General features: G+C 69.8%; 15 protein-coding genes. 10 read left to right on the forward strand and 5 right to left on the reverse strand.

Features of this window, described 5'->3' with window-relative positions:
* The first annotated feature begins 25 nt into the window (after positions 1-25).
* Positions 26-1,246: a lipase family protein gene (locus AB0H71_RS02115; protein ID WP_357013947.1), complete on the forward strand. Its 1,221-nt coding sequence runs from the start codon at positions 26-28 to the stop codon at positions 1,244-1,246.
* 117 nt (positions 1,247-1,363) lie between these two features.
* Here AB0H71_RS02115 and AB0H71_RS02120 read toward each other — a convergent pair whose 3' ends face one another.
* Together AB0H71_RS02120 and AB0H71_RS02125 are read right to left on the reverse strand one after the other, a co-directional pair.
* The gene (locus AB0H71_RS02120) at positions 1,364-1,888 is read right to left on the reverse strand and encodes a thioesterase family protein (RefSeq protein WP_357013950.1); all 525 of its coding nucleotides are present in this window, start codon (positions 1,886-1,888) and stop codon (positions 1,364-1,366) included.
* Positions 1,885-2,319, reverse strand: a complete 435-nt coding sequence (locus AB0H71_RS02125) for a nuclear transport factor 2 family protein (RefSeq protein WP_357013952.1) — start codon at positions 2,317-2,319, stop codon at positions 1,885-1,887. The genes AB0H71_RS02120 and AB0H71_RS02125 overlap by 4 nt, the downstream gene beginning before the upstream one ends.
* A 103-nt stretch (positions 2,320-2,422) precedes the next feature.
* Between AB0H71_RS02125 and AB0H71_RS02130 the strand changes: the two genes are divergently transcribed.
* Entirely contained in the window at positions 2,423-4,813 is a 2,391-nt protein-coding gene (locus AB0H71_RS02130) for a glycoside hydrolase family 3 C-terminal domain-containing protein (RefSeq protein ID WP_357013955.1), read from the forward strand.
* Positions 4,814-4,900: 87 nt separating this feature from the next.
* Complete coding sequence (locus tag AB0H71_RS02135) at positions 4,901-5,248, forward strand: hypothetical protein (protein ID WP_357013958.1); 348 nt, start codon at positions 4,901-4,903, stop codon at positions 5,246-5,248.
* Between the two features lie 33 nt (positions 5,249-5,281).
* On the opposite strand, the gene AB0H71_RS02140 is transcribed toward AB0H71_RS02135, so the two are convergent.
* From AB0H71_RS02140 to AB0H71_RS02150, 3 genes are all read right to left on the reverse strand, one after another.
* Positions 5,282-6,742, reverse strand: a complete 1,461-nt coding sequence (locus AB0H71_RS02140) for an MFS transporter (protein WP_357013961.1) — start codon at positions 6,740-6,742, stop codon at positions 5,282-5,284.
* Between the two features lie 117 nt (positions 6,743-6,859).
* Positions 6,860-8,323 (reverse strand): MFS transporter, encoded by a 1,464-nt coding sequence (locus AB0H71_RS02145; protein ID WP_357013964.1) that lies wholly within the window; start codon positions 8,321-8,323, stop codon positions 6,860-6,862.
* A gap of 123 nt (positions 8,324-8,446) precedes the next feature.
* Complete coding sequence (locus AB0H71_RS02150; RefSeq protein WP_357013966.1) at positions 8,447-9,712, reverse strand: MFS transporter; 1,266 nt, start codon at positions 9,710-9,712, stop codon at positions 8,447-8,449.
* A gap of 260 nt (positions 9,713-9,972) precedes the next feature.
* Between AB0H71_RS02150 and AB0H71_RS02155 the strand changes: the two genes are divergently transcribed.
* The 7 genes from AB0H71_RS02155 to AB0H71_RS02185 all read left to right on the forward strand — a co-directional run bounded on the left by AB0H71_RS02155 (position 9,973) and on the right by AB0H71_RS02185 (position 17,320).
* Positions 9,973-10,410 (forward strand): nitroreductase family deazaflavin-dependent oxidoreductase, encoded by a 438-nt coding sequence (locus AB0H71_RS02155; protein WP_357013969.1) that lies wholly within the window; start codon positions 9,973-9,975, stop codon positions 10,408-10,410.
* Between the two features lie 30 nt (positions 10,411-10,440).
* Positions 10,441-10,737: a hypothetical protein gene (locus AB0H71_RS02160; protein WP_357013972.1), complete on the forward strand. Its 297-nt coding sequence runs from the start codon at positions 10,441-10,443 to the stop codon at positions 10,735-10,737.
* Between the two features lie 188 nt (positions 10,738-10,925).
* Positions 10,926-12,398 carry an FAD-dependent oxidoreductase gene (locus AB0H71_RS02165; RefSeq protein ID WP_357013975.1) on the forward strand — a complete coding sequence of 491 codons (1,473 nt, stop codon included), beginning with the start codon at positions 10,926-10,928 and terminating at the stop codon, positions 12,396-12,398.
* Between the two features lie 46 nt (positions 12,399-12,444).
* Positions 12,445-12,633, forward strand: a complete 189-nt coding sequence (locus tag AB0H71_RS02170; protein ID WP_357013978.1) for a hypothetical protein — start codon at positions 12,445-12,447, stop codon at positions 12,631-12,633.
* 13 nt (positions 12,634-12,646) lie between these two features.
* Positions 12,647-13,867, forward strand: coding sequence for an acetyl-CoA C-acetyltransferase (locus AB0H71_RS02175; RefSeq protein ID WP_357013980.1), 1,221 nt, complete (start codon positions 12,647-12,649; stop codon positions 13,865-13,867).
* Between the two features lie 106 nt (positions 13,868-13,973).
* Positions 13,974-16,430 (forward strand): glycoside hydrolase family 2 TIM barrel-domain containing protein, encoded by a 2,457-nt coding sequence (locus AB0H71_RS02180; RefSeq protein ID WP_357013983.1) that lies wholly within the window; start codon positions 13,974-13,976, stop codon positions 16,428-16,430.
* Positions 16,431-16,519: 89 nt separating this feature from the next.
* The gene (locus AB0H71_RS02185; protein WP_357013986.1) at positions 16,520-17,320 is read left to right on the forward strand and encodes an SDR family oxidoreductase; all 801 of its coding nucleotides are present in this window, start codon (positions 16,520-16,522) and stop codon (positions 17,318-17,320) included.
* The last annotated feature ends 40 nt before the right edge of the window (positions 17,321-17,360 follow it).

The following is a 17,360-nucleotide window of genomic DNA, read 5'->3' on the forward strand; positions in this document are numbered from 1 at the left end:
GCCGGATCGGACGAAGGATTGATGAATGCGACACCTGCACAGCGCCGCCGAACTCACCCGGCTGCGCGGGTTCGCCGTAGCCGCCGTCGCTGCCTGCGGGATCGCTCTCTGTGCCCCCGCGGCTGTGGCCGCGCCGCTCGATCCGGTTTACCCCGCCTTCGATCAGGACGCTTTCCGGAGCCCGCCCCCGGAGCTGGGCGCGCTGCCCCCGGGGCGGATCGTGGCGGCACGGCCGGTCACCGCGCGGCTCGACGGGGTCGCGTTGTCCGGTGTCCGGGCCTGGCAGATCTCGTTTCGCAGTAGCGACTCCCACGATCGTCCGGTGCTGGGCGTCACCACGCTGCTCGTTCCGGATGCGGAGTGGACCGGCCCCGGCGCCCGCCCCCTGGTCTCGCAGCAGCTCGCCTATGATTCCGCCGCGCCGCAGTGTGCGCCGTCGGTGGGCATGGCCGCGTCCGCGGGTGATCCGCGGCCGCTGCTCGGCCACAACTGGGCGGTCGCGGTGCCCGATCACGAGGGTCCCCGCGCCGCCTTCATGGCCGGCATCGCCGGCGGACGCTTGGTGCTCGACGGGATTCGCGCGGTCCGTGCCTTCGCGGAGGCCGGTATCGGACCGGACAGCCCGCTGGCGCTCGACGGCTACTCCGGCGGCGCCCAGCCGTCGGCCTGGGCCGCCGAGTCGCAGTCCTCGTACGCGCCGGAACTGACGTTCACCGGCGCCGCCTTCGGCGGGCTACCCGCTGATCCGGCCGCGGTGGCCAGGCAGCTGGACGGCACCGCCTTCAGCGGGCTGATGTTCGCCGCGCTGGCCGGTATGTCCGCGGAGTACCCGGAGGCGGGCATCGCCGAGTTGCTGAACGACGAGGGCAGGCGAGTCCTCGACGCCATGCGGGCGGGTTGCGCGGACATCGTCCCCGGCTACGCCTTCCGCAGGCTCGCCGAGCACTCGGTGGTTCCCGATCCGATCGCGGAGCCCGGCCCGGCCGCGGTACTGGCCGCGAACGTGCTCGGCCGTACCGCGCCCCCGATGCCGGTCTATGACTACCACGCCGCATTCGACGAGGTGGTGCCGCTCGCACAGGCCGACGCCGTGGTCGAGGCGTGGTGCGCAACCGGCGCGCAGGTGCTGGTACATCGCTCGATAACCGAGCACATTTCGAGCTACCAGCTGGACCATGCCGGTGCCGTGCAGTACCTGGCCGAGCGTTTCGCCGGCCTGCCCGCACGCGACGACTGTGCGAGCTGACGCGAGCCGTACTCGCCCCGTCTCTGTTCGTGCACCCGCCCCCTTTCGAACCTGGCACCGCGACTCCACAGCGCCGGGAGGCGCCACCGGCAGGGCGGGTGGCCACGGCGCGCCGAGTCATTCGTCGAAGACCTGCGTCTCGGGACCGCGAACCCGACGGCCGATCCCCTGGGGAAGCCCGCCGGCGATCTGGGCGCGGGAGAATCGGGTCAGGTACTCCCGCTGCACCGCGGGCATCGGAACGGTCCGCCGCGTGCCGAGGTCGAAGTGCAGGTCCAGCTGTTCACCCACGGCTGCCCGTCGGCCGTCGGTCACGCTGAAGACCTCGTGCAGGACATGGAAGCGTCTGTCGTCGACGCCGAGCAGCCACGAGCGGATCTCGATTTCGGAGCCCCGGAGCACCTCGTGCTCGTAACCGAGGGTCGACTGGATGATGACCTTTCCTCGTCCCGTCCGTGCGGTGTAGTCCGCGCCAGGCCGATGAGCGTGCTGAAGCGCTCCTGGCCCTGGTAGACGACGATGCCGTAGTACATGGCGTTCATGTGGTCGTTGAAGTCGATCCACGAATCCCGCGCCCCGCACCGGTATCGTGACGGGCCCCCGCGGGACCTGGTCGAGCGGCAGCGCGTCGGCTGAGATCATGACGCTCGTCCGGGGCGTCCCGCAGCGGCGGTCCGAGCGGCCCGGTCGTCGGCACCGGCCGGGCGGTGCGGCTGCTCGCCGCGGACGCCGGCCGCGAGCAGGCGATGCGCGAAGACGTCGCCGTCGAGAATCCGGCTCGTTCTGCGTCGTACTCGCCATCCATCGGGGGTGCGGGTCAGCGGCCAGTGGTGCGCGGTGACGCGGTGGATGAGAAACGCGTCGCGCTCGCGGAGGACCAGTAGCGAATGACCCGCCGCGATCGCGTGATCGTGCTCGACCGTGATGTGGGCGGGAGTGAGGAAATGCCCGCAACCTCGGGCGATGAATGCCTGGTGCTGGTCCGAGCCGACCATGGCCGCAAGTTCGCCGTGCCCGGCCAGGTATCCGCTGTCGACGTCGTAGACGCCGTCCTCGACCCACAGGGCCGCCACCTCGTCCGCCGCTCCGGCGTCGACCAATGGGCCTTCGAACAGAAGGCCGGGGCGCTGCTACCGTGAACTAGCACGAGATAGTATGGAAACGAAGGAGTTGGGTGTGGACGTCAGCGCGAACCGGGCCGAGACGACATCGCTGACGCTCGATCAGAAGATCGCCGTCGGGACCGGAGCCTCGTTCTGGACCACACACGATGTACCCGGCATCCGATCCCTGGTGCTCACCGACGGCCCGCACGGCTTGCGTGACCAAGGGTTGGCGGGCGACCATCTCGGGATCGGGCGCAGCAGCCCCGCGACCTGCTTCCCGACCGCGAGTGCGCTCGCATCCTCCTGGGACGTCGAGCTCGTCCGCGCGGTCGGCGAAGCCATCGGCCACGAGTCGAACGATCAGGGCGTCGACGTAGTGCTCGGGCCCGGTGTCAACATGAAGCGCAACCCGCTGTGCGGCAGAAACTTCGAGTACTTCAGTGAGGATCCGCTGCTGTCGGGCAAGCTCGCGGCGTCCTGGATCCGCGGGATCCAGGCAACCGGGGTCGGCTCCTCGCTCAAGCACTTCGCGCTCAACAATCAGGAACTGCGCCGGATGACCACCGATGTCCGGGTCGACGACCGTGCCTTGCACGAGTACTACCTGCCCGCGTTCGAGATCGCGGTCAAGGAGGGCGACCCGACTACCGTCATGAGCGCCTACAACCGTGTGGAGGGTGTCTACTGCAGCGAGAACCGTCAGCTGATCACCGAAACCTTGCGCGAACGCTGGGGGTTCCGCGGAGTCGTCGTCACCGACTGGGGGGCGATGAACGACCGGCCCGCAGCCTACTACGCAGGGGTGGACCTGGAGATGCCCGGCAACGGCGGCGCCTCCGATGCCGAGGTCCGTGCCGCGGTCACCGCGGGCAGATTGGATGAGCGGGTGATCGACGAGTCGGTTGAGCGCATGCGAGAACTGGCCCGCCGAGTGCCGCGAGCTCGCCCCGCGAGTCCGGCGGATCTCTACGAAGGTCACGATGCGCTCGCCCGCCGGGTCGCCGCCGAATGCGCGGTCCTGCTGAAGAACGACGATCAGCGGCTGCCGCTCGCCCCCGGCGGAAAGGTGGCCCTCGTCGGTTTGCTTGCCGATCAGCCCCGCTACCAGGGTGCCGGCTCGTCTCGGGTCAACCCGACGCGCGTTCGCGGGCTGCGCGAGGGTGTGGCCGAGTACGCCGAGGTGAGCTTCGCGCCCGGCTATCGCAAGAGCGACGAGGGTGACGATGCCCTGCTGGTCGAGGCGGTCCGGGTGGCCGAGGCCGCCGAGGTCACGATCGTCTGCGTCGGGCTCACCGAGATCTACGAAAGCGAAGGCTTCGACCGCGACCACATGCGGCTGCCCGCCAACCAGGTCGCCCTGCTGGACGCGCTCGGGCACCTGCGCGAGCGAATTGTGGTCGTGCTCGCCGGCGGCAGTGCCGTGGAGATGGCGTGGGAGGACAACTGCGCAGCCGTGCTGCACATGCACCTGGCCGGGCAGGCGGGCGGGCCGGCCGCGGCCGATCTGCTCTTCGGCGCGGCCAACCCCTCGGGCAAACTCTCCGAGAGCTACCCCTACCGCTACGAGGACGTCGTCAGCAGCGGGTACTTCGGCACTGCCCCGGAGCAGACGCCATACCTCGAGAGCATGTACTGCGGCTACCGGTATTTCGACTCCGCCGGGAGCGCGGTCCGATATCCGTTCGGCTTCGGTCTGTCCTACACCAGCTTCCGCTACTCCGACCTGGTCGTCGCCGCGAGCGGCGATGGCTTCGAGGTGACCGTGGCGGTCACCAACACCGGAGACCGCGACGGCGCCGAGGTGGTTCAGCTGTATGTGGCGCCCCGGACCGGCGGAGTGCACCGGCCGTTGCAGGAGCTGCGCGCCTTCGCGAAGGTGCGTATTCCCACCGGTGGGACACGGAAGGTCACCCTCGAGCTCGATCGGCGTGCTTTCGCGCACTTCGATCCCGCGGCGCAGGACTGGGTTGTCGAGTCGGGCCGGTACGAGCTGCGGGTCGCCGCCGGCTCCCGCGATCTGCGGCTGGTCGAAGTCGTGCACGTCGAGGGTGCCGAACCGCGGAGATCGCAGGTGGCCGAGTGGTATCACCGACCGCAGGGGACACCAACCGTGGCTGATTTCGGTACGGTCCACGAACCGTTCCCGCTGGTGTCGCCCGCTCGGCGGGGGGCTTTCGACCTGGACAGCTCGATTTCGGATATGAAGGACTCCAGCCTGGCGTGCCGCGTCATGCACAGGTTCATCGAACGCACTGTCGCCAAGCGGTGCGGCCGTCCCATCGACTACACCGATGTCCAGTTCAAGATGCTCATGTACTCCGCGGCTGGATTGCCCATGCGTGCGATGGTCCGGATGAGCGACGGTGTGATGTCGCCGCAGCTCGCCCAGTTCTTGGTCGACAGCGCGAACGGCCGGACATTGCACGGGCTGTGGTCGCTGCTGCGTGGCGGGCGAGGGTGAGCGCCTCGATGTCGTCCCTTCCCGCACCGGTGACGCACGCCGGGAGGCGAAGGCTACACAATCCGGTCCTCGACACCCGGGTGCGGTGTGCTGACCGATCTCGGGCTCGGTTACCTGATCGACCGGACCCGAAGCGCCCAGGGCAAGACCCGCAACGGGCTCATGGTGCCGTTGTCCACCCGGAATATGGAACAGCGTGGCCCGGCTGTCGGTCTTCGTTCAGGTGTCGACGATCATGGTTACCGGGATCTTCGTCGCGCTGGTCAGTCGCCCAGGGTGCAGCACATGATCTCCTACCTGTTCCTCGGCCTCAGCGTCGTGACCGGGATCATCATGATCGCGCTGTTGCCGGTGCTCGACGTCGAGAAGGGCTGGCGGCCAAACATCGCTGCTCGCCGAGCGGACGGCCCCGCCGAGCTCTCCGGCACGGCGTAGCCGGCGGACGGCTGTCGCCCGGCCGGTCTCGGGTCACCGGGCCGTGGCGGTCGCGGCCCGCGCGCGGCGTTCCCGGGCGAGGAGCGTGAGGGCGAGGACAGCAGCGGACGCGGTGGTGGCCGCCGAGATCCAGAACATCGCGGTGAACGCGGTCAGAGCCGGGTAGGTGCCGGCGCCGATGGTGACGGTCCAGGTGGTCGCGGCGGCGGCCATGGTGGCGCTGGCGGACGAGGTGCCCACCGACTGCAGCAGCGCGCCGATGGTGGTGGCGGAGGCGGATTCGGTGATCGGGACCATCGCCATGATCGACGTCGGGATCGCGGCGATCGTCAGCGACAGGCCGGCGCCGACCACAACGGCGCCGGTGAGCAGCTGCCAGGGTTCGCCGCTGAACGGCACCCGCAGCGCGAACGCCATCGCGAGTTCGGTCGCGGCCGCGAGCAGGACCAGCGGCGCGCCGAAGCGGGCGATGGCACGCCCGGCCAGCGGCGCCACCAGAATCCCGACGAGCGCGATCGGCATGAGCCACCAGCCCGCTTGCAGCACGCTCATCCCCGCGCCGAAGCCGGTCGCCGCGGGCAGCTGCAACATCTGGGTGGTGATCAGGATATTGCTGAACAGGGCGAAACCGACGAGCAGCGCGCAGCCGTTGACCAGGATCACCGGGGGCCGGGCAGCGACGCGCAGGTTCACCAGCGGCGTAGCGCGGCGCAGTTGCTGCGGCACCCATATCGCCAGGACGAGCAGGCCGGCCCCGGCGCACGCGAGGGTCGCAGAGCTCGTCCATCCCCACTGCGCGCCCTTGGACAACGGCAGCAGCAGCGCGGTGAGAGCGACGGCGAGCAGTAGCGCGCCCAGATGGTCGAAGCCGGCGCGGGTGCCGCGCGCGGGCCGGGACGCCGGAACGACCGCGGCCACGGCCACCGCCAGAATGCCGCCGCTGATCACCATCACCCAGAAGATCCAGTGCCAGTCCAGGTAGGTCACGACCACCCCGGACAGCGGCAGGCCGGTCGCCGCCCCGATCGCCATCGACGCGCTCATCGTCGCGACCGCGCCGGGGACGCGATGCGCGGGCAGCACATCGCGCATGGTCGCCATGGCGACCGGGATGAGCGACAGCCCGCAGCCCTGCACGGCGCGGGACACCACGAGCGCCGGCAGCGAATCACTCACCGCGCCGAGCGCGGACGCGGCCACGACGACGAGCAGTGTTGCCAGGATCAGGTGCCGCTTGCCGTACATGTCGGCCAGCCGCCCGATCAGCGGAGTGATCGCCGCGCCGCTCACCAGAGTCGCGGTGACCAACCAGGATGCGGTGGCCGCCGAGGTGTTCAGCAGGGCGGGGAGGGCGGGGAGCAGCGGCAGCATCATGGTCTGCTGCAACGCCATCAGAATTCCGCAGGCGGCGAGGACCGCCACGATCCGGGTTCCCGAGCCGGGGTCGTGCCGCGGGGCCGTGGTGTCGAGGGCGGGGTTCGCCGCAGTCGTCACCGAACTCCGCCGGCGCAGGGGGTGCGGTCGTCGATCATGGTCACAGCATCGGCTGCGCGGTGGTGGTGTGGTTCGTGGGATGCCACTGAGCGGACGGATCGCGGCGGGCCGCTGCGCTCATGCGAGGGCGGCCGGGGCGCCGGCGGCGCTTCCGCTCGCGGTCGCCGGAGGGCGCCCGATGAACACGCAGAGCACGGCCACGACCAGCGAGCAGCCGATGAACCAACCGACGGCAAGGGTGAACGACGGCAGCGTGGGCGAGGTCGTTCCCGGGACGGTCGACAGCGACAGCAGCACCGACACGATCGCCACCCCGACCGCCGAGAACGCCTGCCGCGCCGTGGACAGCACGCCGGTGGTGACGCTGGTGACCTCCTCGGGCACGGACTCGATCACGATCTTCGGGTAGCCGGTGTAGGCGAACGCGGTGGCGACCGCGCCCACCGCGAACACCGCGATCATCACCGGGAGGGACCGGTGCCCGAGCAGCATCAGCAGATTGGCGAGAGCGAAGAGCGCCGCCCCGGCCAGGAACGCGGTGCGTCCGCCCCACCGCCCGGCCACCAGCCCGGCGACCGGCGAGGCCGCGAAACCGACGAGCGCGCCGAACCCGGCGACCAGGCCGGTGACCGTGGCCGACATGCCGAGTCCGACCGGCAGCGATTCCGGGCTCTGCAGGATCATCGGCGTCACGATCTGCACCGCACCCACCGGTCCGAGGGCGAGCACCGACAGCGCGATCAGGTTCAGCGCCATCCGCCGGTCGGCCAGCACACGCAGATCGACCAGCGGGTCCGGGCAGCGCAGCTCCCATACCGCCCATCCCGTCAGGATCGCGAGACCGGCGGCGATGAACGCGAGCACGCCGGGACTGGTCCAGCCCCATCGCGGTCCCTGGGTCATGCCGTAGAGGAGCGCGGTCGATCCCGGCGTGAGCAGCGCCGCGCCCAGGTAGTCGAAGCGGTGTAGGCGCCCCGACGGCGGGGAGGGTGGCAGCGCGGCCGCGGCGCCGGTCGACGCGACAACCGCGAGCACGGCCGCGAAAACGAAGATCATGTGCCAATCGGCGACATCGAGCAGCACGCCCGCGATCAGGGAGCCGCCGGCCCCGGCGAGCAGCGCGGCGCCGCTGATGAAACCGACCGCGAGCGACACGGCACCCGGCGGCAGGGCCTCGCGGGCAAGGCCGTAGCACAGCGGCAGGATCGCCCCGGCCACGCCCTGCACACCGCGGCCCGCGATGATCGCGCCCATCGAATCGCCGGCGACGCTGAGCAGCGATCCGGCCGCGGAGAGCAACATGACCGCGATGAGGACCCTCTTGCGGCCGTGCAGATCCCCCAGGCGGCCGCCTACCAGGGCCGCGGTCGCCGCCACGAGCATGTAGGCGGTCACCGCCCACCCGGTGGTGGCGGCGGGCGCACCGAAGATCTCGCCGAACCGCGGCAGCGCGATGAAGATCATTCCGGCTTCGAACGCGCTGACGCACTCGGCCAGGATCAGCGCGGTCACGATCGCGGCGGTGGAACGAGCCGTTTTCGGTCCCCCCGTGGATCGGACGGTTTCGGGTGGATCGATCATGTGACGTCCTCCTGGCGCGGAAAATCTCGGTCCCGGCCGAGCACCCGGGATCGAATTCCCGCACCGTAGGGCGGCCCCGGCGGTGCTGAGGTGTCCGCCGTCCGGTGAGCGGGAGACCGGACCTCAACCGGTGCCGCGCGCTCCGGCCGGCGTGGGGCGGGAGGCGCGCGCTCGGCGGCCGATCGGCTTGCCATCCCGTGGAGTGGATCGCTTCGCCGACAGATAGAGCGCCGCGATCGCGCTGATGGCCAGGATCACCGCCAGGTAGACGACCAGGCCGGGCCAGCCGAATCGGGCGAACGGCGCCCCGGCGAGCGCGCCGAGGACGGCGCTGCCGAGGTAGTAGGAGAGCAGGTAGAGCGAGGACGCGCCGGAGCGGTTCACGCTCGCGTGCAGCGGAACCCACCCGCTCGCGATGGAGTGGGCGGCGAAGAATCCGGCGGTCGTGACCGCCACGCCGGCGAGCAGGACGGCAAGGACATCGGACAGGGTGAGCGCGACCCCGGCGGCCATGACCGCGATGGCGGTGAGCAGGACCCGGCCCCGGTGGAATCGAGTACCGAGCCGGCCCGCGATCGCGGCGGAGGCCGTTCCCACCAGGTACAGGACGAAGACCAGCCCGACGACCGACTCGGGCAGGGAGAACGGCGGACTCAACAGGCGGTAGGCGAGAAAGTTGTACAGCGCCATGAAGGCGCCGAGCAGCAGGAATCCCAGACCGAAGAGGCAGAACAGCGTCCGATCGCGCAGGTGTGCGACGAGTTCGCCGGCCTGCTGCCGCACCGCGATTCGCCGCGGTGTGAAGTTCCGGGAGGCAGGCACCCGCCAGACGAATACCGCCGCGAAGAGCGCGGCCAGCACCGTGCCCGCTTGGAAAGCCCACTGCCACGGCAGGATGTCGAGGCCGATGGCGGGCACGAGGCGGCCGGTGAGCCCGCCCACCGACGTCCCCGCGACATAGATGCCCATCGCCGCGCCGAGATCGCGGGCGTCGAGTTCCTCCACGAGATAGGTCATGGCGACCGCGGGAATTCCCGCGCACAGCAACCCCTGCATGGCCCGGCCGGCGACGAGGATCTCGAACGTCGGACTCCAGGGGAGCAGCAATCCCACCAGCGTGCTCGACAACGCGGAGAAGGCCATGACGGGAGTCCGCCCGAAGCGCTCGGACGCCACACTGACGGGCACGATCGCGACCGCGAGGAGCGCGGTGGTGGCGGAGACGGCCAGGGCCGCGCGAGCCGGCGTCGCGCCGAACTCCGCGGAGAAGACGGGCAGCAGACCTTGGACGCACCACAGCGTCATGAACGTCGCCATCCCGGCGGTGAACAGCGCGAAGGTGGCGCGCCGGTAGGGTGCGCTGCCCGCCCGGTAGCCGGTGCGGGTCATCGGCGGCAGCGCCGGGCACGTGCGGTGCCGGTGTTCCCGCGCGTGCTGGTTGCCGGCATCGGAGTACCTTCCCTCGATCTGGTGGTGGCCGTTGACGGTAGGGCAGGGATCCGGTCCCGGCATCGCGTATCCCGTTCAACAGGATGGACCCGCCGGCGGGTCCTTCCCGCTCCCGCACAGTGGGAAGGCGAGGACCGGGTGCGGCGCGGGGGCGCTAGCGTCCGGCAGGTACGAGTATCGGCAGATCGAGGAGGACGGCTATGCCCCTTTCCGGTGAGTATGCCCCCAGTGCCAGCGAATGGGTGAGCACCCAGGTCGCGCGCTACGAGGAGAGTGGCGGCACCGAACTCGGCGACCTGGAGGGTAAGCCCGTTGTCATCCTGACGACCGTGGGAAACAAGACCGGGAAGCTGCGCAAGACCCCGCTCATGCGGGTGGAGCACGAGGGCCGCTACGCGGTGGTGGCCTCGCAGGGAGGCTTGCCGAAGCATCCGGTCTGGTACTTCAACATCCTGGCGCACCCGCACGTGGAGCTGCGGGACCGGGACGTCGTCCACGCCATGGTCGCCCGTGAGGTGACCGGCGCGGAGAAGGCGCAGTGGTGGGATCGCGCGGTCCGCGTGTGGCCCGCGTACCAGGACTACCAGGCTGCCACGACGCGCGAGATTCCGGTGCTCGTGCTCGAGCCCGCCCCCTGAGAGCCGGCGGGACAGAGGAGGAGGCGCGCCGTGCCCACGCCGTTCCGGCTCGATGTCCGCGCCCGCCCGGGCGCGGGGGCGCCACGCTCCGTGTGGGTGCGGCAGGAGACCGCCGACCCGGGCGCCGATCACGTGATCGCCGGGAGCAACCGGGAACTGCTGAACTACTTCGACGCCTGTCCGCGGTGCGGGTATCACGTCCAGGCGTCGGAGATCACCAGGATCTTCTCCTCCGGCACGGTCGAACGCATCCTGTTCCTGGCGTGCGGGCTGCCCTGCGGCTGGGCGGAGACGCCGAGAACGTTGCAGCGTCACTCCGTTGCCTGAAAGGCGGCGGCCGCACCTCGGCGGGGTGTCCTACGCAGCGGGGACGTGCGAGCCCGGGCGGTTCGGCTCTCGCTCAGTGGGATGTTGCGGCACATCGGGGGTACGCGGCGACGATGCTGGGCCGATCGAGCCGCCCTTTTTCGCCCGCTGACAACGACAGCCCGCGGTGCCTCGGACAGGAGAGTTTCATGTCGAATACCGCCACGGTCCAGCCCGAGCGGGTAGCCGCGATCAGCGAGTGGGATCACGAGGCCGATGTGGTAGTCGTCGGCTACGGTGCCGCGGGCGCGGCCGCCGCCATCGAGGCGGCCGAGGCGGGCGCGGATGTCCTGGTACTCGAACGCACCGGCGGGTGGGGCGGGGCCGCCACGCTGTCCGGCGGCTTCATCTACCTCGGCGGTGGCACCGCGCTGCAGAAAGCTCTCGGATTCGAGGACAGCCCCGAGAACATGGAGACGTTCCTGACCGCGGCCCTCGGTCCCGGCGTCGACGCCGCCAAGATCCACGATTACTGCCAGGGCAGCGTGGAGCACTTCGACTGGCTCGTCGCCCAGGGAGTGCCGTTCAAGGAGGAGTTCTGGGGTGAGCCGGGCTGGGAGCCGCCCGCCGATCAGGGCCTGATGTTCTCCGGAGGCGAGAACGCCGCCCCCTACAACACCATCGCCACCCCGGCGCCGCGCGGGCACCTGGCGCAGATGGCCGACAAGCACACCGGTGCGAAGGGCGGCGGCTACATGCTGATGAAGCCGCTCACCGACGTCGCGGAGTCGCTCGGTGTGCGGGCCGAGTACGACCTGCGGATGCAGCGCCTCGTCGTCGACGAATCCGGCCGCGTCGCCGGGGTGGTCGCCAAACGCTACGGCAAGCGGGTCACCGTCCGTGCCCGGCGCGGGGTCGTGCTGGCCACCGGCAGTTTCGCCTACGACCAGCAGATGGTCGAGGCGTTCACGCCGCTGCTGATCGATCGGCCCGCGGCCGCGATCGAGGAGCACGACGGCATCGGCATCCGGGTCGCGCAGGCCCTCGGCGCCCAGCTCGCGCACATGGACGCGATCGAGGTCGCCATCTTCGCCGATCCGCAGGTCCTGGCGCGCGGCATCCTGGTCAACGGCCGGGGGCAGCGCTACATCCCCGAGGATTCCTACCCCAGCCACATCGGGCAGTCGACGCTGATCCGCCAGCAGAACGAGGCGTTCCTGATCATCGACGAGGCCGCGCTGGAGGAGGCCAACGGCACTGTCTCCTCCAGCGCGGCCATGCGCGCCCAGCCGCCGGCCTGGGTCGCGGAATCGGTCGAGGAGCTGGAGTCGGAGATCGGGTTCCCGGCGGGGGTGCTGCAGGCCACCGTCGAGGTGTACAACCGGCACGCCGCGGTGGGCGCCGACCCGCTGCTCGGCAAGAAGCCGCAGTGGGTCAAGCCGATCGGCACGCCGCTCGCCGCGTACGACCTGCGCAACCGCACCGGCGGCTTCACCCTCGGCGGGCTGCGGACGGACCTGGATTCCCGGGTCATCCACACCTCCGGCGAGCCCATACCCGGGCTCTTCGCCGCGGGTCGTTGCACCTCGGGGATCTGCGCGGGCGGTTACGTCAGCGGAGCGTCGCTCGGCGACGGCAGCTTCTACGGCCGCCGGGCGGGCCGCGCCGCGGCGAGATCCTGACCGGCGCGGTCCACCCTTCCCCCGGCCCGGGCCGAACGGAGACGACATGCTGAACGAGGCGCAACTCGCCGCGGGCTTTGGGATAGCGATCGGGCTGCCGCTCGTGGTGCTGATCGTCGCCGTCGTCTGGCCGTGCGCCGACCGAGAACAAGTGCCGGATCGGCCCGAGGCCCGGCCGCCGCGGGCATCCCGAGCGCCGGGACACCGGACCGACCTCGATCGTCTTCCACTGTGACAAAGGAGTTTCCATGCCAGAGGCCGTCATCGTTTCGACCGCGCGCTCCCCGATCGGCCGGGCCCGCAAGGGCTCGCTGGCGGAGCTGCGCCCGGACGACCTCACGACCCAGGTCGTGCGCGCCGCACTCGAGAAGGTCCCCGCCCTGGACCCCGCCACCATCGACGACCTGATCCTCGGGTGCGGCTCGCCGGGCGGTGAGCAGGGTTTCAACATCGGCCGCGTGGTCGCGGTCCAGCTGGGCTACGACACCCTGCCCGGCACCACCGTGCACCGCTACTGCGCCTCTTCGCTGCAGTCGACCCGCATGGCCTTCCACGCCATCAAGGCAGGCGAAGGGGACGTGTTCATCTCCGCCGGTGTGGAGACCGTGTCCCGGTATGTCAACGGCTCGGCCGATTCCTGGCCCAACACCCAGAACGGGCTGTTCGCCGAGGCCCAGGCCCGCACCGCCAAGACCGCCGAGGGCGGGGCGGGGATCTGGCACGACCCGCGTGAGGACGGGCTGCTGCCCGATGTCTACATCGCGATGGGCCAGACCGCGGAGAACGTGGCCACCTCCACCGGGATCACCCGCGAGGAGCAGGACCGGTGGGGTGTGCGTTCGCAGAACCGCGCCGAGCAAGCGATCGCCGCCGGGTTCTTCGAACGCGAGATCACCCCGGTCACCCTGCCCGACGGCACCGTGATTTCGAAGGACGACGGCCCGCGCGCGGGGGTCACCTACGAGGCGGTCTCCGGGCTCAAGCCGGTTTTCCGCCCTGATGGGACCGTGACCGCGGGCAACTGCTGCCCGCTCAACGACGGCGCCGCCGCCCTGGTCATCATGAGCGACACCAAGGCCAAGGAACTCGGCCTCACCCCCCTCGCCCGGATCGTCTCCACCGGCGTGTCCGGGCTGTCCCCGGAGATCATGGGCCTGGGCCCGATCGAGGCCGTCAAGCGCGCGCTCGCGATCGCGGGCAAGACCATCGACGACATCGACCTGGTCGAGATCAACGAGGCCTTCGCCGTCCAGGTCCTCGGCTCGGCCCGTGAGCTGAAGATCGACGAGGACAAGCTCAACGTCTCCGGCGGCGCCATCGCCCTCGGTCACCCGTTCGGCTCGACCGGCGCCCGGATCACCACCACGCTCATCAACAACCTGCAGACCCACGACAAGCAGTTCGGTCTGGAGACCATGTGCGTCGGCGGCGGCCAGGGCATGGCGCTCATCATCGAGCGGCTCAGCTGAGCCGAGAACTGTCCGGAGCACCGGAACTATCACGTGCTAGCTTAGTGTGGCGCCGCCTGGGTGCCCGCCGTGATGGCGGTGACCTCCGACCCGGATGTAGGAAGCGATGACCGAACACGTGACTGCCTGCTCGTCCAGTGCCGTCGAACTGGTCGACTGGCAGTTCTCCCGGGACGGTGGCATGACCGAGACCTCGGTGCGGCTACCGCACGACGCCATGATCGGAGCGTCACGATCGGCCGACGCCGCCGGAGGCTCGGACAGTGGTTGGTTCGAAGGGGGCGCCTATAGCTATCGGACGACCTGGACTTCCGGCGAGCCGGTGGGGAACCGGTGGGTAATTCTGCGATTCGAGGGTGTCCAGGGCGCAGGCGAACTGTTCGTCGATGGCCGACCAATCGGCGAGATCCGTAGCGGCTACCATGATTCCGACTTCGACCTCACCGCACTCGGTCACGTGGGCGATGACCTGGATATCCGGGTCGAGGTGGACGACCGTCAGCATCCGCGCAGCCGCTGGTACCCCGGCTCCGGTCTCTTCCGGCCGGTCCGGCTGCTGCTGATTCCGCCGATACACGTGACCGCCGACGGAGTCCGGGTGCGCACCCGTTCGTTCGCCGATGGCGTGGCAGCCGTAGAGGTCGGCGTCGAGCTGCACAATCCGGGCGCCGATGCCCTGACTGTCACTGTGCGGCTGCTCGACGGAGACGCGGTTGTCGCCGAGGGGTGGATCGAGACCAGCACCGCGGGAACCGTCCACCTCACCGTGCCGGCGGCTCGGCCATGGTCGGTCGAGGACCCGATGCTGTACCACTGCGAGGTGGAGGTTCGTCGCGGCGGTGAGTTGCTGGACCGCCGGGTCGAGCGGACCGGGCTGCGCACGGTCAGTGTCGATTCGCGCCAGGGGCTACGGATCAACGGCAGGGTGGTGTTACTTCGGGGTGCTTGCGTGCACCACGATCACGGTGTTCTCGGCGCTGCCGGGCACCGTGCGGCGGAGTTCCGGCGGGTGCGCCTGCTCAAGGAGGCAGGCTTCAATGCGTTGCGCAGCTCGCACAATCCGGCGTCTCGCGAGTTGCTCGACGCGTGTGACGAGCTCGGCATGTACGTCCTCGATGAGTTGAGCGACCACTGGAGCGTCAGCAAGACGCCGTACGACCGTGCCGATCGGTTCACCGAGACTTGGCGCACGGACGCGGAACGAGCGATCGCCAAGAACCGTAATCGCCCCTCGGTGATCCTGCTCTCGATCGGCAACGAGATCCCCGAGCACGGCAGTGAAAGCGGAACAGCGCTCACCGCCGAGATCGCCCGCTTCGTGCGCGAACGCGACCCCGATCGTCACGTTACCGCCGCAGTCAACCTGTTCCTCAGTGTGCTCACCTCGATCAAGGCGGGTCCATCCCGGGGGCCGTCTCCGGCGAGTGAGCGAGGGGACACCGGTGCCGCGCTCGGCTCGACGATGGCGAACATGCTGATGAACAAGCTTGCCGGGATGTTCGATCTGGTCGCGCGGACTCGACGCGCAGATCGGGTGACGCGCGATTCTTTCGCCCACCTCGACGTCGCGGGCTACAACTACGCGCTCGGACGCTATCGACGCGATGCTCGCCGCCGACCCGATCGGGTCATCCTCGGAACGGAGACATTGCCCGGAGATGTCGCCCGCGCGTGGCAGCTGGTCCGTGAGCTGCCCTCGGTCATCGGGGACTTCGTCTGGACGGGCTGGGACTATCTGGGTGAGGCCGGTATCGGCGTATGGATGCCGGGACGGCGCTTCGCGCCGCTCGCGAAGCCCTATCCGTACCTTGTCGCCGGGTCGGGCATGTTCGACATCACCGGTCGTCCCGACACTTCGCTGCGCCTTGCCCAGGCCGCGTGGGGCGGGCTCGCAGCCCCCGCGATCGCGGTCCGTCCCCTCGACCTCGCCGGCGTGACCGTCGCGAAGGTCGCATGGCGCAGCACCGACGCGGTACAGAGCTGGTCCTGGCAGGGCTGCGTCGGCCGCCTCGCGCAGGTCGAGGTCTATTCCGCCGACGACGAGGTCGAGTTGATCGTGAACGGGCGCTCCGTCGGCCGCCGGAAGCCACGACATCACCTCGCACGATTCGCGCTGCCCTACGAATACGGTGTCGTCGTCGCGGTCGGCTATCGCGGCGGTCGGGAAACCGGCCGCTCCGCACTGCGTTCGAGCACCGGGGAACTCGAGTTGACGGTGGTGCCCGAGGCTCCGCAGATGTCCGCCGACGGCGCCGACCTGGCATTCATCGGCATCCAGATCGCCGACGCCGACGGAGTCGTGGAAATGCTGGCCGATACGGAGGTGACCCTCGAAATCGAGGGCCCGGCCGAGTTGGTGGGCTTCGGCAGCGCCGACCCGGCCCCGATCGGCAGCTACGTAGGGGCGACGGCTCGGACCTACCGGGGCCGGGCGCTGGCGGTTCTCCGTTCGATCGGCGCCGCCGGCACTGTGCGCGTCACCGCACGGTCACCGAGCTATCCACAGGCCACTGCGGTCATCGCGACCGTGGCAGCGAAGCGAGCTCCTCGCGCATCCCATTGAGCGGTCGCGCTCGGTCACGGCACGCCGTCGAACAGGTACAGGTGAGTAGGGCCGCGTGGAGCACCTCCACGTCGGAGAAACGAGGAAAAATGCAATTGCAGGGCAAAGTCGTCGCCGTCACCGGCGCGGGCAACGGTATCGGGCGGCAGACCGCGTTGCGGTTGCTCGAGCGAGGGGCGCGCGTGGCGCTGATCGACCTGAAGGAGGATGCACTCGCCGAGACCCGGACCCTCGCCGGCTCGACGGCCGATCGGACCTCGTCACATATCGCCGATGTCACCGATGTCGCCGCGGTCGACGCCCTGCCCGCGGCGATCACCGCCGCGCACGGGCAGCTCGACGGGCTGGTCAACGTCGCCGGAATCATCCACCGATTCGTACCGGTCGCCGAACTCGAGCGCCGCGAGATCGAGCGCGTCGTACAGGTGAACTTCTGGGGCACGGTGAACATGTGCCTGGCCTTTCTGCCGGAGCTGCGGCAGCGGCCACACGCCTGGCTGGTGAACGTGGCCAGCCTGTCCGGCTTGCTTCCGTTCGCCGGTCAGACGGTCTACAGCGCCACCAAGGGAGCGGTCAAGCAGTTCAGCGAAGGTCTCTATCAGGAACTCGCGGACACCAATGTCACCGTGACGACGGTGTTCCCGGGAAACATCAGCACCAATCTGACCGGAAACTCCGGAGTCGAGATGGTCGACCCGGGCGGTAAGAAGGTCCGTGCCACCACGCCCGAGCGCACCGCGGAACTGATGGTGGAAGGCATGGAGAACGGTTCGTTCCGGGTGCTCGTCGGCCAGGATGCGAATCTGCTCGACCGGCTGGTGCGGCTCGCTCCGCGTAAGACCACGGACTTCATCGGAAAGCAGATGAAAGGCGTTCTCCGAGGGAAGTAAGTCGGTCGACTTGTTCCTGTGTTCGCCCAGGAACAAGTCG

The organism is Nocardia sp. NPDC050697 (assembly GCF_040654395.1).
GTDB lineage: Bacteria > Actinomycetota > Actinomycetes > Mycobacteriales > Mycobacteriaceae > Nocardia.

Bases quoted from the DNA above. Each gene is read 5' to 3' on its own strand.
- AB0H71_RS02115 (WP_357013947.1), top strand. From the start codon at position 26: ATGCGACACCTGCACAGCGCCGCCGAACTCACCCGGCTGCGCGGGTTC.
- AB0H71_RS02120 (WP_357013950.1), bottom strand. From the start codon at position 1,888: ATGATCTCAGCCGACGCGCTGCCGCTCGACCAGGTCCCGCGGGGGCCC.
- AB0H71_RS02145 (WP_357013964.1), bottom strand. From the start codon at position 8,323: ATGATCGATCCACCCGAAACCGTCCGATCCACGGGGGGACCGAAAACG.
- AB0H71_RS02150 (WP_357013966.1), bottom strand. From the start codon at position 9,712: ATGACCCGCACCGGCTACCGGGCGGGCAGCGCACCCTACCGGCGCGCC.
- AB0H71_RS02155 (WP_357013969.1), top strand. From the start codon at position 9,973: ATGCCCCTTTCCGGTGAGTATGCCCCCAGTGCCAGCGAATGGGTGAGC.
- AB0H71_RS02165 (WP_357013975.1), top strand. From the start codon at position 10,926: ATGTCGAATACCGCCACGGTCCAGCCCGAGCGGGTAGCCGCGATCAGC.
- AB0H71_RS02170 (WP_357013978.1), top strand. From the start codon at position 12,445: ATGCTGAACGAGGCGCAACTCGCCGCGGGCTTTGGGATAGCGATCGGG.
- AB0H71_RS02175 (WP_357013980.1), top strand. From the start codon at position 12,647: ATGCCAGAGGCCGTCATCGTTTCGACCGCGCGCTCCCCGATCGGCCGG.
- AB0H71_RS02180 (WP_357013983.1), top strand. From the start codon at position 13,974: ATGACCGAACACGTGACTGCCTGCTCGTCCAGTGCCGTCGAACTGGTC.
- AB0H71_RS02185 (WP_357013986.1), top strand. From the start codon at position 16,520: ATGCAATTGCAGGGCAAAGTCGTCGCCGTCACCGGCGCGGGCAACGGT.